Source organism: Brevibacillus brevis (assembly GCF_022026395.1).
In the GTDB taxonomy this organism is placed as follows: Bacteria; Bacillota; Bacilli; order Brevibacillales; family Brevibacillaceae; genus Brevibacillus.
The window spans coordinates 578778-593895 of the sequence record NZ_CP041767.1; the positions used below are offsets into that span (position 1 = coordinate 578778).

15 protein-coding genes are annotated in these 15118 nt (G+C 47.3%); all 15 read left to right on the forward strand.

What is annotated here, in order from left to right; translation table 11 throughout:
* Window positions 1–71 precede the first annotated feature (71 nt).
* Window positions 72–587 (forward strand): sigma-70 family RNA polymerase sigma factor, encoded by a 516-nt coding sequence (locus tag FO446_RS03170; protein WP_173610736.1) that lies wholly within the window; start codon window positions 72–74, stop codon window positions 585–587.
* 656 nt (window positions 588–1243) lie between these two features.
* Window positions 1244–1942, forward strand: a complete 699-nt coding sequence (locus FO446_RS03175; protein WP_173610735.1) for a response regulator transcription factor — start codon at window positions 1244–1246, stop codon at window positions 1940–1942.
* Window positions 1939–2955, forward strand: a complete 1017-nt coding sequence (locus FO446_RS03180; RefSeq protein WP_232774435.1) for a sensor histidine kinase — start codon at window positions 1939–1941, stop codon at window positions 2953–2955. The genes FO446_RS03175 and FO446_RS03180 overlap by 4 nt, the downstream gene beginning before the upstream one ends.
* Before the next feature lie 247 nt (window positions 2956–3202).
* Window positions 3203–3973 (forward strand): ABC transporter ATP-binding protein, encoded by a 771-nt coding sequence (locus FO446_RS03185; protein WP_007729857.1) that lies wholly within the window; start codon window positions 3203–3205, stop codon window positions 3971–3973.
* Window positions 3948–5834: an ABC transporter permease gene (locus tag FO446_RS03190; protein ID WP_173610733.1), complete on the forward strand. Its 1887-nt coding sequence runs from the start codon at window positions 3948–3950 to the stop codon at window positions 5832–5834. The genes FO446_RS03185 and FO446_RS03190 overlap by 26 nt, the downstream gene beginning before the upstream one ends.
* A gap of 71 nt (window positions 5835–5905) precedes the next feature.
* Entirely contained in the window at window positions 5906–6376 is a 471-nt protein-coding gene (locus FO446_RS03195) for a nucleoside deaminase (RefSeq protein ID WP_237899882.1), read from the forward strand.
* Between the two features lie 212 nt (window positions 6377–6588).
* Window positions 6589–7065 (forward strand): Lrp/AsnC family transcriptional regulator, encoded by a 477-nt coding sequence (locus FO446_RS03200; RefSeq protein WP_173610731.1) that lies wholly within the window; start codon window positions 6589–6591, stop codon window positions 7063–7065.
* A 78-nt stretch (window positions 7066–7143) separates the two neighbouring features.
* Window positions 7144–7725, forward strand: a complete 582-nt coding sequence (locus FO446_RS03205; RefSeq protein ID WP_048030999.1) for a chromate transporter — start codon at window positions 7144–7146, stop codon at window positions 7723–7725.
* Entirely contained in the window at window positions 7722–8252 is a 531-nt protein-coding gene (locus FO446_RS03210) for a chromate transporter (protein WP_173610730.1), read from the forward strand. The genes FO446_RS03205 and FO446_RS03210 overlap by 4 nt, the downstream gene beginning before the upstream one ends.
* 323 nt (window positions 8253–8575) lie before the next feature.
* On the forward strand, window positions 8576–10186 hold the full coding sequence (gene ggt, locus FO446_RS03215; RefSeq protein WP_221866753.1) for a gamma-glutamyltransferase: 1611 nt from the start codon (window positions 8576–8578) through the stop codon (window positions 10184–10186).
* 40 nt (window positions 10187–10226) lie between these two features.
* A complete protein-coding gene (locus tag FO446_RS03220) occupies window positions 10227–10553 on the forward strand; it encodes a hypothetical protein (protein ID WP_221866754.1) in 327 nt (108 codons plus the stop codon).
* 256 nt (window positions 10554–10809) lie between these two features.
* Complete coding sequence (locus FO446_RS03225) at window positions 10810–11181, forward strand: response regulator (RefSeq protein ID WP_173610727.1); 372 nt, start codon at window positions 10810–10812, stop codon at window positions 11179–11181.
* A gap of 316 nt (window positions 11182–11497) precedes the next feature.
* Complete coding sequence (locus FO446_RS03230; RefSeq protein ID WP_173610726.1) at window positions 11498–11917, forward strand: response regulator; 420 nt, start codon at window positions 11498–11500, stop codon at window positions 11915–11917.
* Entirely contained in the window at window positions 11914–14118 is a 2205-nt protein-coding gene (locus FO446_RS03235; RefSeq protein WP_237899884.1) for an NAD-dependent epimerase/dehydratase family protein, read from the forward strand. Before FO446_RS03230 ends, FO446_RS03235 begins: the two co-directional genes overlap by 4 nt.
* Window positions 14111–15085: a hypothetical protein gene (locus FO446_RS03240; protein WP_221866756.1), complete on the forward strand. Its 975-nt coding sequence runs from the start codon at window positions 14111–14113 to the stop codon at window positions 15083–15085. The genes FO446_RS03235 and FO446_RS03240 overlap by 8 nt, the downstream gene beginning before the upstream one ends.
* The last annotated feature ends 33 nt before the right edge of the window (window positions 15086–15118 follow it).

Genomic DNA, 15118 nt, shown 5'->3' on the forward strand with positions numbered 1-15118 from the left:
CGATGGTTCCTGCTTCGTTTCGACCGTACAATGAAATCAATTCATACGGATCACGAAACGGGAGATCGATTATGACGACAGCAATCATGTATCCAAAATTAAGTCACCAACAAATTTACGAAGATTACTCTGCTAAAATATATCGCTATTTCCGCTACCGGGTAAAAAACATCTGGGATGTGGAAGACCTGACAACGACTGTGTTTATTAAGGTGTACTCCAAGCTTGAACAGTACGATGGCCGCCATCCTTTTGGTGCCTGGATTTTCCGAATTGCGCATAATGCGTTGATTGACTACATGCGCAAGAAGCGGGAGAGTCCGGTGGATCAGGACACATTTAGCAATATGGTCGCAACAGATAAGCTGCCGGAGGAGTGCCTTTTGAATCAGGAGACAACCGAGGGTTTATGGGATAAGGTGCACACGCTGACAAAGGATCAGCGCAATGTGATCGCTCTGCGCTATCTCGGAGATTTGCGAATGAATGAGATCGCGGAAATCTTGGGCAAGACAGAGGCTTCGGTGAAAATCCTGCACTTCCGCGGGATCAAGAAGCTCCAGCAATTGATGGATGCTCAAGCATAAAGGGGGGACAACAGTCCTTCCTTTTTTGCTATGTGGCTGTAGTGGAGAGAAGAATATTTCCAGGCTAGGCCCCAGGCTTTGTCCCTCTGGGGGATGAGACTGTTCGCTCCGAAGGGATTCGCGGGGAAACGCAAAAGTGGTAGCCGCTTCGTCGCGAGGGCACGGTTGCGTTTCTTTTGCCCGCGAATCCCTTCTCCGTTCGGTAGGACTCCACAAGTTGCTACGCCTGGAAATATTCTTCTCTGTCGTTACTGACGGCATTCTTACATTCTTTTAAGGTATTTAAAAACCGATTAACACGGAAAGCTCGTAGAGGAAACAGGAGAAATAAGCGAAGATCTTAGGGACACCGACCGAGACGCAATGCAAAAAGCGAAACACGCCCTTAAGCGTCCACCTCTGAAACACATCCTGAAAGGACCACTTTGGACGCGGTTTCGCTTTTTGCATGGAGTCGTGCAGTCAATCCCCTGGGGGGTGGCCCTAGAAGCTGAGCGTTTTTTCCTGTTTCCTCCCCTCCACTACAGCAACGTACAAGTCTTTTTTTCATTCGACTTCTAAACACAAGAAACGCTAAAGACTTGGCGTAGTCTCGTTTTCTAATGGTATAGTAAAGAATAAAATGGAGGAGACTCAAGACGAGAGGAGTATGAGTGATGTCCACAATTATGATTGTAGAAGACGACCCGAAAATCAACCAGCTGCTGCAAGAGCAACTGGAAAAATACGGATTCCAGACAGTCAATGTTGAACATTTCGATAGAGTCATGGAGGTATTTACCCAATCGCGCCCTGATCTGGTTCTGTTGGATGTGAATCTACCGAAATTTGACGGATTTTATTGGTGCCGGCAAATGCGCCAGGAGTCCAACTGCCCGATCCTGTTCATCTCTGCACGAGAAAGTAAAATGGACCAAGTGATGGCCTTGGAGAATGGGGCCGATGACTATATCACAAAGCCGTTCGACTACGACGTGGTTTTGGCCAAAATCCGCAGTCAACTGCGTCGGGCTTACGGACAATATGCTCCGCAAGAAGGGGAGCGTACGGTTGAAGTGGCGGGGCTCAAGCTATTTTTGGAGCGAATGGAGCTGTCCATGAACGATACCAAAATCGAGCTGAGCAAAAAGGAAGCGTTACTGCTCGAAGCCTTGATGAATCAACATCCGCGTGTCGTCAGTCGTGAGCGTTTGCTAGAAAAGCTGTGGGATGAACAGTTTGTCGATGAAAACACGCTAAATGTCTACATCACACGCGTGCGCGGCAAGCTGAAGGACTTAGGCCTAGAGGGAGCTGTCGAGACTGTTCGCGGTTCCGGTTATCGCTTGCGTGCGACTTGGGAGGAGGGGCAATGAAGCTGTTCCTTCGAGATCAATGGCCATTCGCAGCGTTTTTTCTCGTCCAATTGATCTTATTGATTATGATTTTTGCGATGGATGGGTACTGGAATGAATCATTGATGATCTATGTCATGTTTTTATCTGTTTTTTTCGCGGGGGCTTTTCTCGCCATTCGTTACTTGTCTCACCGCACAATCTATCAGCGACTGAGCAAGCCGGTAGAGTCATTAGAAGAGCTGACCCAGACATACGGGAATTCACCGTTGTGTCGCGCGATGGATGACATCAGTCAGGAGCAGTACCGACTCTACAAAGAACAGCTCCATGCCTATGAAAACAAGCAACGGGATCATACGACCTTTATCCAGCAGTGGGTTCATCAGATGAAGACGCCGATTTCGGTCATTCATCTGTTGCTGCAAAATGAAGACGATCCAACAGCTGAGAGCGTCCGTGAAGAAGTGGACCGAATCAAGCGTGGACTGGAAACGGTACTGTACATAGCTCGCCTGGACCGATTTGAACAGGACTTCCTGATCGAGCCCGTAACGCTGCGTTCCTTGGTGCAGAATGTGTTGGCTGAAAATAAGCGGCTGTTTATTCGCAACCAAGTGTATCCAGAGGTAAAAGTGGATGAAAACTGGCGAGTGGAATCGGACGACAAGTGGCTCGCTTTTGTCCTCAACCAATTGTTGACGAATGCCGTTCGTTATTCAGCAGGGAAAAGCAACAAGGTCACTATTCGTGCGTATGAACGCGGAGCACATGCCATACTGGAAGTGCAGGATTATGGAATCGGGATTCCTGCCGAAGATATTCGCCGCGTGTTCAAGCCATATTTTACGGGCGAAAACGGGCGCAAATACCCTGAGTCCACCGGGATGGGGCTATATTTGGTGAAAGAAATTTGCGGGCGGCTCCATCATGGGGTGGAAATGGAATCAGAAGTGGGCGAGGGGACAACCGTGCGTATTGTCTTGTCTGCTGTCGTCCCAACCTTACAAGAAAGTAAGGTAGCTGAAAGTTAATTCGATAGTTGCACTATGCGCACTTTCGTATAGTTGAAGAGATAGTTCAAAAAGTCGTCTTTTGATCACGAAGTAATTAAGAAAGCTGATTCGACATCGAAAGAGGCGTTCACCTTTAAAGTCCGGTGCTCATGTAGGTTCCTACACTCCGCTCCTCCTTTTGCAGGTTCTCGCCTCTTTCTCGGTGCTGAAAAGACGACTTTTTGAATGCACTTGAATTTGGAAGTGCAAGAAAGGGGAATAGCGCATGGAAATGCTTGCTGTAAATAGCTTGAGTAAAATATACGGGGGCAAGGTAACCTACCGCGCGTTGACCGATATCGATTTTTCGATTCGCAAGGGTGAATTCGTCGGTATTATGGGCCCCTCAGGCAGTGGCAAGACTACGCTATTAAACATGATCTCCACTATTGATACACCAACCTCTGGTGCGGTTCTATTGAACGGTACGAATCCGCATCATTTAAAAAAAGATAAACTCGCTCTGTTTCGTCGCCGTGAGCTCGGCTTTGTATTTCAAGATTTTAATCTCTTGGACACGTTGACGATTGGGGAAAATATCGTGTTGCCGCTGACGCTGGACAATGAGAAAGTCTCGGTCATGGAAGAAAAGCTGCAAAGTGTTGCGGAGAAGCTAGGGATTCAGGACATATTGGAAAAGCGGACCTTCGAGGTATCAGGGGGGCAACGCCAACGAACGGCAATTGCCAGGGCGATCATTCATTCCCCGTCGCTTTTGCTCGCTGACGAGCCGACAGGAAATCTTGATTCCAAGTCTTCGCGCAATGTGATGGAGACACTGGAAGCGATCAATAAGAGAGATAATACCACCATGATGATGGTGACGCATGATGCTTTGGCTGCCAGCTATTGCCATCGGGTAATTTTTATTAAAGACGGCCAGCTCCATAACGAGATGTATCGTGGTGAGAGTCGACAGGTATTCTTCCAGAAAATTATTGACTCATTGTCGTTTTTGGGAGGGAACACCTATGACCTTTCGACAATTCGCGTGTAATAATGTTGTACGAAATAAGCGTATGTACGCTGCATTCTTCATGAGTAGCGTTTTTTCTGTCCTCATTTTTTTCGTCTATGCGATGTTCATTTTTCATCCGGAAATTATCGGGCAGGAGATTCATGAATCCGTAGCTACTGGGATGATGGCGGCTGAGTACGTCATTTTTCTGTTCTCTTTCTTTTTTCTCTTTTATTGTGTCGGTGCTTTTCTGAAAAAGAGGGAGAAGGAGTTCGGCATCCTTTTTATCCAGGGTATGACACCGCTACAGCGGAACACGCTGATTTTTATGGAAAACATGCTGATTGGCATCGTCTCGATTGCCATTGGGATTGGCCTCGGACTAGTTCTCGCCAAGCTGTTTTTCCAATTCGCCGGATTTTTGCTTGCTGTAAAAGCACTCGGGTTTTACTTCCCGTGGAAAGCGATCGGTTTGACAGTGGTGGCGTTTCTCATCTTGTATGCAGCCATTTCGCTATTTACGGTCCTCTTGCTGCGAAGCCGCAGTCTGTTGGATCTGTTGCAAGGAAGCGGTCGACCTAAGCGTGAGCCGAGGGCATCGTTAGTGCTGTCTCTGGTCGCGGTAGCTTTGTTGGGCATGAGCTATGCCTTAGCCCTCACTGCTGACGGCGTGAATGTGCTCGTATTGATGCTTCCGGTCATTGCGCTGACGACTGTAGGAACGTACTTGTTGTTTACTCAGCTGAGCGTCATCTTCATCGATTTTCTGAAGAAGCGTCGAACTTTTTATTGGAAACGTACGAATCTCTTGACGCTCTCTGATCTGGCCTATCGGATGAAGGATAATGCACGGATGTTCTTTTTAGTCAGCATCGTCTCTACTGTTGCTTTTTGTGCGATTGGCACGCTGGCAGCTTTGGCTGGGTCGATTCAGATCACGGTGATGAAAACACACCCGTTTGCGTTTGAATACCAGTCCAAAGAAAGCGATGCGGAGAGAGCGAAGCATCTGTCTTTAATTGAAACGAGCTTGCAGCAAAATGGCTTTTCCTTCGAAAAATATCAAGTGGCTATGCGAGTTTTGCCAGAACTAGTTCAGGAGGAAAGGGTCGGAGTAGTCAAGCTGTCTGACTATAACCGGCTGGCCGTAGCTTCCAATTCGACTGTACTCGAAATGACGAATAAAGAGGCCTTCGTACTGCTCAATTGGATTGGTGATTCGGTAGCGAGCAAAACACTGCAAGTGGGGAAGGCACAGCTCGCAGTCAAAACAGATACGAATATGACTCCATTGATCAGAGGGATTGAATTTAAGCGATTGGTTGTCGTACCGAATCAGGTGTATGACCAGCTTCCGAAAATGAAGGAAGAAGAGCGCTTTGTGTACGAGGTGCCAAGATGGAAGGAAACGCAGGATCTTAGTCTCAAGCTTCAGGAAGATATTCGTCATGACGAAGATAATTATTCGTTTTCAGCTCGTGCACCCTACTACCACACCATGAAACAAATGGCGAACATGGGACTCTTTATCGGGTTGTTTGTGGGTGTGTTGTTCTTCGTAGCCGCAGCAAGCTTTCTCTACTTCCGTCTGTACACGGATTTGGAATACGACAAACGGCATTATGGAGCGCTTTCCAAGATTGGACTCACGGATGCGGAGCTGACGCGGATCGTCACGACTCAGGTTGCCCTGCTGTTCTTCGTACCGATTGTGGTGGCCATTATTCACAGTATGGTGGCGTTCGTGTCCCTGCAAAGCTTGTTGAAGCTCATCCTTGTCGCGTCTGTGGTCAAACCGACCGCGATTGTCCTATGCAGCTTCGTCGTTGTTCAAGGTGTGTATTTCTGGATCATTCGAAACCGTTACTTGTTCCATTTAAAGCAATCAATGAACCGCTAGTGACTTTTTCCAGCATGTCCAGATGAGCAGGGACATAGGATAAAAGGAGAAGGATGCGAGGGGGCAAGCGGATGGAACTAGAGACGTGGATGAGGCAAGCCGTACAGATTGCGTTTGAAAATGTCCGTGATAAAACAGGCGGACCATTTGGAGCCATTGTCGTGAAGGACGGGCAAGTAATCGGGCGAGGACGCAATGAAGTGACGGCGAGCAATGACCCTACGGCACATGCCGAAATCCAAGCGATTCGAGAAGCATGTCGTTATCTCGAAACCTTTCAATTAAACGATTGCGACCTGTATACAAGCTGTGAGCCTTGTCCGATGTGTCTGGGAGCCATCTATTGGGCCAGACCGCGCAATGTCTATTATGCTTGCACGAAAGAAGATGCGGCGCATGTCGGTTTTGATGATCAGTTTATTTATGAGCAGATTGTTCTTCCTCTTGAAGAACGGAGTATTCCTTTTCAGAGAATCAATCTTGCGAATAGACGGAGCCCATTTGAAGCATGGTCTCAATCTCTGGACCGTATCGAATATTAATCGAGAGCCTCTCCTGCGGAGTAGGCTCTTTTTCTTTGCTTTATTTATAGTAAGAATAGGTTTTAATATGGAATTTTTTGTAAAAGTATTGCATTGTGTCGAAAATCGTATTATAGTAACAACAATCATCATGAAATTCGACCGGATTTTCTAATATTGAGCTGTGATAAGGTTGAATATTGTTTGAAAAAGACGAATAAAGGTGTGTTTGTATGGAGGAAACTTTCCGAAGATCACTTTATCCTGAATTAGATGACATCGACTACGGGATCATTCGAGCCTTGCAAGGAAATGCGCGCTTACCGTTTACTCAGATTGCGAAGGACCTCGGGGTTACAGAAAAGACGATCCGCATGCGCGTTCAGCAATTACAGGACGAAGGTGCCCTGAGTCTGGTCGGTATTGTTAATCCAGTCAAAGCAGGGTTTCACGTACAGGCGATGATTCAAGTGGCTGTGGATGCGGAAAAGCTGGACGATGTGGTTGCTGCGTTAACGGAAACCGTAGAGATCAGGCTCATCGTACTTACTTCTGGTGAATATCAGCTTTTCACACAGATTCTCGTAACAAGCAATGAAGAATTATCCCAATTTTTGCTCAAAAAGCTTCACAAGATTCCGGGCATCTCCAAAACGAATGTGATTAACGAATTGAAAATACTGAAGTCCAAGTACAACTTTATCCGTTAGCAAGGCCAACTGGTATCCTGTCAATTGGTGCAATCGGGTGAACTTTTTTGCTAGCTAGGCAAGGACGGAGGTACAGCTATGATTTACTGGCAATTATTTCTCGCTTTTTTCCGCATCGGAATCTTTGGATTTGGAGGAGGACCTACGATGGTTCCCCTCTTTTACACCGAATGTGTGAAAAAGTACAAATGGGTGACAGATGAGGACTTTTCCGACAATCTGGCGCTCGGCAACGCTCTTCCAGGGCCCATTGCGACCAAGCTGGCCGCATTTATCGGCTATCGGGTAAAAGGCTGGAAGGGTGCATTGGTGGCAAACATCGCAGTCGTGATGCCAATCGTGCTTGTGATGATCGGTTTGCTGCAAGTGATATATCAATGGAAGGATGCGCCGGGTGTATACGGCATGATCCAAGCAATCGGTCCGGTAATCGCAGTCATGACAGGCGTCCTTACTTGGGAATTCCTTTCAAAGGGGTGGAAGGGAGCATCCAGCAAAGCAGGTGTGAGTCTTTCCCTCGCCCTTTCACTCGTTGCGTTGCTCTTCCTTGATTGGCATCCGGGCATTGTAGTAGGGATTGCGCTTGCCGTTTCATTTGCCTACTCTACTTGGTCTGTCCGCAAGCGCAAGGACAAGGACGGCAAGGAGGGAGTAGCATGATCTACCTGCAATTATTTTGGGCCTTTTTCATCTCCAACATTTTGGGGTACGGGGGAGGACCACCGAGCATCCCTTTGATCCAAAATGAAGTGGTTGACCATTACCAGTGGATGAGTGTACAGGAATTCGGAGAAGTGCTTGCGGTAGCAAATGCGCTGCCCAGCCCAATCGCGACCAAGCTCGCTGGATACATTGGCTATCAGGTAGCGGGCGTACCGGGCGCAGTAGTCGCATTATTTGCAACGGTCGCTCCGACAGCGATCGCTATGGTCTTATTGATGGGTTTTATTAATTTATTCCGCAGTGCTCCACAAGTAAAAGCGATGACCCAATCGGTACGGCCAGTCGTTACTGTCTTGCTCGGAACGATGACGTATCAATTCCTGATGGGCGCAGTAGAGGGAATCGGCTGGATGCAAACAGGGATTTTGACAGTGGCCTCTTACCTTCTGCTCGAAACATGGAAGGTCCATCCCGCTTTTGTCATCGTGGGAGCGATGGCTTACGGGTTTGTTTTCATCGGCTAGGAAAGTTTACGTAAGCTGGTAAGAAGAAAAAGCACAGGGCTCGTAGACCTTGACAACGCCTACCCAGTCGGAACTTCTAAAAGGGGACCCGCTTGTCGAACACGTCTTCCCTGAGAAACCTCCGCCCGTAGGGTGGCTTTGGCTCGACGGTCCCCTTTTGGAAGTGGAGACGGACAGTGAATCCCCCTTGCTGGCGTGTCAGAGTCGAAGAGAACTGTGCTTTTTCTTCTCCTCCACTATGTTGACTCAAACCAAAAGGACGTTCCGTGCTTATCAATTGGTCTTTCTTATCGGCTAAACGAACGATTTAGGAGGCAAAAACCATGGTTAATTACGACGCAATGGAATACCCATACGCATCGAAGCGTGTGACGACTTTTGCCAAGAACGGCATGGTGGCGACCTCGCAGCCACTGGCGGCACAAGCTGGCCTCGATATATTGAAAAAGGGCGGAAATGCGGTGGATGCGGCGATTGCAACGGCTGCGTGCCTGACTGTAGTAGAACCGACCTCGAACGGCATCGGGGGAGACGCATTTGCCCTCGTGTGGATCAAAGACGAGCTGCATGGACTGAATGCAAGCGGGCCTGCTCCACAAGGAATCTCCATCGAGATACTAAAAGCAAAAGGTCTGGAAGAAATGCCGACCTACGGCTGGACACCTGTCACGGTACCGGGCGCACCTGCTGCGTGGGCAGCTTTGTCCAAGCGTTTCGGACGCCTTCCGCTGACAGAGGTTTTGCAGCCAGCGATTGATTATGCGGAGAATGGCTATCCTGTATCGCCCACATTGTCGCATAATTGGAATGCCGCACACAAAAAGTTTTCCCAGCAATGCAAAGGGGAAGAGTTCGCGCAATGGTTCTCCACCTTTACGCCAGATGGCAAAGTGCCAAAAGCGGGCGCCATCTGGAAGTCGCTGGGTCATGCGAAGACGCTGCGTCAAATCGCGGAAACAAATGCAGAGAGCTTCTATCGCGGAGAGCTAGCAGACAAGATCGACGCGTTCTCCCGTGAGTGCGGCGGCTATTTGCGCAAAGAAGACCTAGCTGCCTATGAGCCGGAATGGGTGAAGCCGATCGGAGTCAACTACCGTGGCTACGATGTGTGGGAGATACCGCCGAATGGGCAAGGGATGATCGGCCTGATGGCCCTGAACATTCTGAAGGGCTTTGATTTTGACGCAAAAGACACAACAGAAACGTATCACAAGCAAATCGAAGCGATGAAGCTGGCATTTGTGGATGGATTGAAATACATCACGGAAGAGAGCAAAATGAAAGTTTCCAAGGAAGCGCTGTTGTCAGAGGAATACGCTGCCACTCGCCGTGCACTGATTGGTCATGAAGCCTTGACGCCAGAGCCGGGTCAGCCGAAAACGAGCGGTACGGTCTATTTAGCGACTGCTGACGGTGAGGGCAACATGGTTTCCTTTATCCAAAGCAACTACATGGGCTTTGGTTCTGGGGTAGTTGTGCCGGGGACAGGGATCGCCATGCAAAACCGCGGTCATACCTTCTCGCTGGACCCTGCTCATGACAATTGCTTGGAGCCCGGCAAAAAAACGTTCCACACCATAATCCCGGGCTTCTTGACGAAGGATGGAAAAGCAGTGGGGCCATTCGGTGTAATGGGCGGCTTCATGCAGCCACAAGGACATGTGCAAGTGGTCATGAACACGATCGACTTCCAGCTGAATCCGCAAGCTTCACTCGATGCGCCGCGCTGGCAGTGGGTGGAAGGCAAAACAGTGGAGCTGGAGCGTCATTTCCCGGAGCATTTGGCACAAGCCTTGGAGCGCAGGGGCCATACGATCAAGTGGGCGCAGCTCGGCAATTACTTCGGACGTGGTCAAATCATTTGGCGTGATGAAAATGGTGTGCTAAGCGGTGGTACGGATATGCGGGCAGATAGCAGTATTGCGGCTTGGTAAGGAAAAATTCTGGGGCTGGACTAAGGAAAGGAGGGCTACCATGGAAACTTTACCTCCATGGGTGTGGTATGTTTATTATATATTTATTCTCATAACGATAATTAGTAGTATTGTGTATCTAATTCGAAAACGGCGTACCCTTTTTTCGATGATCACTCTATTTTTTTCTATTTGCGGTCCAATTGTATTCTTTTTGCAGTCTTTGACGCGCGGTTCTGGTACAGAAATTGATAACCTGTTGTACGGCCTTAGCCAAGGGGAAATATGGGCATGGTTTGTGATCCTTGCTTTTATGGAAATAGTTGCGTGGTACCTCGCACTTGCTAAAGATTTTCTTGGTAAAAGGGAACAAAAGAACAATCCTTAGAACGTAAGGACAGTTGTATTACGGCTTGGTAGGGAAAAGAGAACCAAATAGTAGAGTGAGTTGGGCCGAAGCAGATGCTTCGGTCTTTTTATTTGTGCCTGTTTTCTACTTTTGACGATATTCACCTGTTCAGAAGTTGTTTAGATGTTCCCGGTAGAATGTAGAAAATGATCAGATTACGTCGTTTCTGCGTATAGTAAACCCCTTTATGATAGTTCGAAAGTCGTGGTATAAAAGATGGGAGAAAACATTTTGAATGAATAGCATTTTAATTGTTGATGATACAGCGTTTACGAGACTTGTGCTGCGTAACATGTTTGAGAAATTAGGTGTTGAGGTAGTTGCAGAAGCTGATTCAGGGGAGGAGGCTGTTAGAAATTATTGTTTGTATCGACCGTCACTCGTCATGATGGATATTACGATGCCGGGCATGAACGGTTTGGTTGCCTCCCGAAAAATCATGGAGCTGGATAAGAATGCGAAGATCATTATATGCTCCGCAGTTACACGACGCGATACTGTCATCAAAGCGATCCAGGCAGGTGCGCGTGATTTTATCGCAAAACCCTTGCAGTTCGAGAGAATTGAATGGGCTGTGCAACATTTGCTGAAAACAGATTCCAGGTGAATGCGATGGGGGATATGGAGCAGTTCCCGAGTTTGCAGTAGGTTCAGGGACAGCTTTTGATCAATGAGGCCAAGCAGTGAAGAACAGAGATAAGCTGCCGTATAGGTAACTGTCCCTGCTCTTCTTTTTCTCTTGTTCAGAAATTGTTGAGATGATCCTAGTAGAATGGGGAAATCTGCGGATAGAGGGGCTTTGTGCCTATGAAAACGAAGAGTAAGAGGCAATAGTTTTGGTTGGTATTGGTAATGGGAATATATTACTATAATAAAATAGTCCGAAAGAGATAGATGGATAGGATGGGAGACAGCGTTTTTGGATGAATAGCATTCTGATTGTTGATGATACGGCGTTTACGAGACATGTGTTGCGCAACATATTTGAGACGTTAGGACTCCACGTCGTTGCGGAAGCTGCTTCGGGAGAGGAGGCTGTGAGAAATTACTGCTTGTACAAACCATCACTCGTTACGATGGATATTACCATGCCCGGCATGAACGGTTTGACTGCTTCACGTAAAATCATGGAGTTGGACAAGGATGCCAAGATCATTATTTGCTCAGCAGTGTCTAGGCACGATACCGTCATAAAGGCGCTTCAGGCAGGTGCGCGGGATTTCATAGCGAAGCCACTGCAGCTGGAGCGCATCGAATGGGCTGTGCAAAAATTGCTGGGAACAGGGGTAGATGTTCGTCGTGGGGATAGACAGGTGAAACAAATAGCTGAGGTGTTAGTATGAAAGTTTTGATCACAGGTGGTTATGGGTTCATTGGTTCTTTTGTCGCGGAGAGATTTTATAAGGAAGGGTATAAAGTTTTCATCCTCGACAATCTCAGCTCAGGCAATCAGAGGAACGTCACATTTCCGCATAAGGCATACGAGCTGGATGTAGCGGATAAAAAATGTGATGAAGTATTTAAAAGCAACAGGTTCGATGTCGTTATACATTTAGCGGCCCAAGTCAGTGTTGCTGCATCCATGGAAGACCCTTTGCTGGATACGAATACGAACATTCTTGGACTCGTGAATATGCTGAAGCTATCGAGCAAATATGGCGTGTCCAAATTTATTTTTGCGTCATCAGCCGCCGTTTACGGCATGAGTGAAAATACACCGTTACACGAAGATTCAGCGTGTGATCCGGTGTCTGTTTATGGAATAAACAAGCACATCGGTGAAATGTATTGCCGCAAATGGACGGAAATGTACGGCTTGCGAACGGTAGCCTTTCGCCTGGCGAATGTGTATGGCCCCAGACAGAGTGCAGTAGGGGAAGGCGGCGTCATCTCTACTTTTTTAACTCAGATCAACCATGGAAAAGAAATTGTTTTGCACGGGGATGGCAGCCAAACGAGAGATTTTATTTATGTAGAGGATGTAGCTGACGCCATTTTTCGTTCCGTTACCACGGATGATACCAGTGTGATGAATTTGTCTACCAATCAGGAAAGCAGCATTAATGAGCTGATTGACATTCTTGGGGAGAACCAGCAGCTCCAGGGAATAGTGCGAAGGGAAAAACGCCCAGGAGACGTAGAAAAGTCGGTTTTGGACAATACGCGGGCAAAGAGAAGACTAGATTGGATCCCGATGTATACATTGGCGGAGGGGCTAGAAAAAACGGCGCAGTGGTATCAAGAGAGCATCGCAGAGAAAGAACAAGAGCAAGAGAGCGAAGGGAAGAAAACGATCCTTTGGCTACGTTCATGGGATGCAAGGCCGTACATAGAGAACATTCTTGCGTTTCTTCTGGTGATTTTCGCCACAGTTGGAACGGTTAATAGCGGTGTCTTTGATCTCAAGCTGATTTACATCGTGTTGATTGGCGCCATTTACGGAACGAAGCAATCCCTCTTGTCTGTTATCCTGGCTTGTGGACTTTTTATCGGGGAAAGCCTGCATAACGGACGCGATGTCGTATCGCTTTTGTATGACGCAAATGTTCTGTTTCATATCGCTGTCTATTTTATTATCGGGATTGCTGTGGGCTATTCGATCGATAAACGCAACAGGGACGTACTGTCCAAGGAGCTGCAAAAGCAAGCCCTGGAAGACAAATATGATTTTTTAAAAGACATTTATAACGATGTCCTGATGGTAAAGCAAGAATTGCAGCAGCAGATCGTCAATTCGGAAGACAGCTTCGGGAAAATCTACAGCATCACCAAAGAGTTGGACAGCCTCGAGCCGGAGCGCGTATTGCAGAAATCGGTCAAGGTACTGGAAAGAATCATGAAGTCCGATGAGATCGCAATTTATACGATGAATCAAAATGGTTCCTTCTTGCGATTGATGGCCAAATCGAATAAAGCGGGTTTTGATCTGCCACGCTCGCTGAAAATGAGTGAGCATGCTTATCTTACTGAATTAATGACAATGAAGAAGATCATCGTGAATAAAGAGCTGCGTCACGACATGCCTCTTATGGCAGCCCCTATTTTTGACAAGGGAAAAATGGTTGCCGTGGTCACATTGCAACAGCTCGGATTTGAAAATTTTACAATGTACACCCAAAACCTCTTCCAAGTCGCCGTTCAATTGATCTCATCCGCTTTGTCCCGTTCTCTCCGATACTTAAACTCCACACAAAAGGACCGCTACCTGGAAGATACCTCTATCCTGATTCCTGCTTATTTTTCAGCAATGGTGAAGAACAAAAGGGATGCCAAACAACAGTTGAACACTGACTTTACCCTCCTGGCAGTGGATTCTGCGCAAATGGATCATCATACCCTTTCTACCTATGTCGCCAGTTCTCTTCGCGAAGCAGATTATATGGGAATGGACGAAGCCGGAGATGTCTATATCATTCTCTCCAATTCCAACGAGCAAGAAGCCCGTATCGTGATTGATAGGCTTGGTAGACTCGGTATTGCATCGAGAATTGTGCAGGAAAAAGACCAGGATCGCTTCTGGCTGAAGGATGGCGCCTATGCTTAATCTAGTCCTCCTCCATGTCTTGGTGTCTGTTGGTTACAGTTGGATACAAAGCCGGGGCAAGAACAGGCAGGTGCTTATTATGCGAATGCTTGTTGTTGGCTTTCTTCCCGTTTTTGGCCTCCTGTTATTGGGGATTACGGATACATTCAAACGAACATCGAAAAAGAATGTGAATGAACTGATGCTAGAGAGCGATTTGCTGAAACTAGCTGAGGGATCGAATATTTTCCGAAGAGCGGACATGGAAAAGGAAATGAACATCGTACCGGTTGAGGACATTTTGTTTTTGAACGACACTGGCACACGCCGAAAGATGCTGATCGATGTCTTGAAAGAGCAGACCATTTGGCAGATCGGTACATTGGAGACAGCCTTGCAAAACGAGGATTCGGAAACGGTTCACTACGCGGCAGCCGCTCTAACGGAAATGCAGCGCAACCTTCAGCTCCAACTGCAGGATTTATCAGTGAAATACGAGGAGAACAAGCAGGATCTTGGAGTTTTACGCGCCTACGCAGATGTATTGAAGAAGTATCTGGACAGTTCACTCATTGATCAACGCACTTATGTGAAATACAGCTACACGTATTCATTTGTTCTCGAATCATTATTGGACATTTATCAGGAAGAAGAAAGCTATTTTGTGGACAAGATCAATTGCGAGCTGATGAACCAGTCCTATGAATCAGCCGCACAATACTGTCAATTGTTTCATGAGTATCATCCGGAAAGCGAGCAGCCATATGTCATGTCGCTAAAGCGCTTCTTTACGATCAGAGACTACGCGGGGTTTGTGGCTGAAATGAATCGGTTAAAAAGTTCGTCGGTTAAAATATCCCACGCCACGCTGATGATGATCCGCTACTGGAGCACTTTGGAGGATGTTGAGCAAGACAGCACATGGGGGGAAGTCGCTGCTGCACAGGAAACAGGTCCGAATTTGACAGAGATGAGCGATACAAAATGAGAATGACAAGGAACATGAGAAGGAAAAGAGACA

What these genes read in the sequence shown, in the direction of transcription:
- FO446_RS03230 (WP_173610726.1), top strand. Translation starts at nt 11,498, where the DNA reads ATGAATAGCATTCTGATTGTTGATGATACGGCGTTTACGAGACATGTG.
- FO446_RS03235 (WP_237899884.1), top strand. Translation starts at nt 11,914, where the DNA reads ATGAAAGTTTTGATCACAGGTGGTTATGGGTTCATTGGTTCTTTTGTC.
- FO446_RS03225 (WP_173610727.1), top strand. Translation starts at nt 10,810, where the DNA reads ATGAATAGCATTTTAATTGTTGATGATACAGCGTTTACGAGACTTGTG.
- FO446_RS03220 (WP_221866754.1), top strand. Translation starts at nt 10,227, where the DNA reads ATGGAAACTTTACCTCCATGGGTGTGGTATGTTTATTATATATTTATT.
- FO446_RS03240 (WP_221866756.1), top strand. Translation starts at nt 14,111, where the DNA reads ATGCTTAATCTAGTCCTCCTCCATGTCTTGGTGTCTGTTGGTTACAGT.
- ggt (WP_221866753.1), top strand. Translation starts at nt 8,576, where the DNA reads ATGGTTAATTACGACGCAATGGAATACCCATACGCATCGAAGCGTGTG.
- FO446_RS03170 (WP_173610736.1), top strand. Translation starts at nt 72, where the DNA reads ATGACGACAGCAATCATGTATCCAAAATTAAGTCACCAACAAATTTAC.
- FO446_RS03180 (WP_232774435.1), top strand. Translation starts at nt 1,939, where the DNA reads ATGAAGCTGTTCCTTCGAGATCAATGGCCATTCGCAGCGTTTTTTCTC.
- FO446_RS03210 (WP_173610730.1), top strand. Translation starts at nt 7,722, where the DNA reads ATGATCTACCTGCAATTATTTTGGGCCTTTTTCATCTCCAACATTTTG.
- FO446_RS03195 (WP_237899882.1), top strand. Translation starts at nt 5,906, where the DNA reads ATGGAACTAGAGACGTGGATGAGGCAAGCCGTACAGATTGCGTTTGAA.
- FO446_RS03175 (WP_173610735.1), top strand. Translation starts at nt 1,244, where the DNA reads ATGTCCACAATTATGATTGTAGAAGACGACCCGAAAATCAACCAGCTG.
- FO446_RS03185 (WP_007729857.1), top strand. Translation starts at nt 3,203, where the DNA reads ATGGAAATGCTTGCTGTAAATAGCTTGAGTAAAATATACGGGGGCAAG.
- FO446_RS03200 (WP_173610731.1), top strand. Translation starts at nt 6,589, where the DNA reads ATGGAGGAAACTTTCCGAAGATCACTTTATCCTGAATTAGATGACATC.
- FO446_RS03205 (WP_048030999.1), top strand. Translation starts at nt 7,144, where the DNA reads ATGATTTACTGGCAATTATTTCTCGCTTTTTTCCGCATCGGAATCTTT.
- FO446_RS03190 (WP_173610733.1), top strand. Translation starts at nt 3,948, where the DNA reads ATGACCTTTCGACAATTCGCGTGTAATAATGTTGTACGAAATAAGCGT.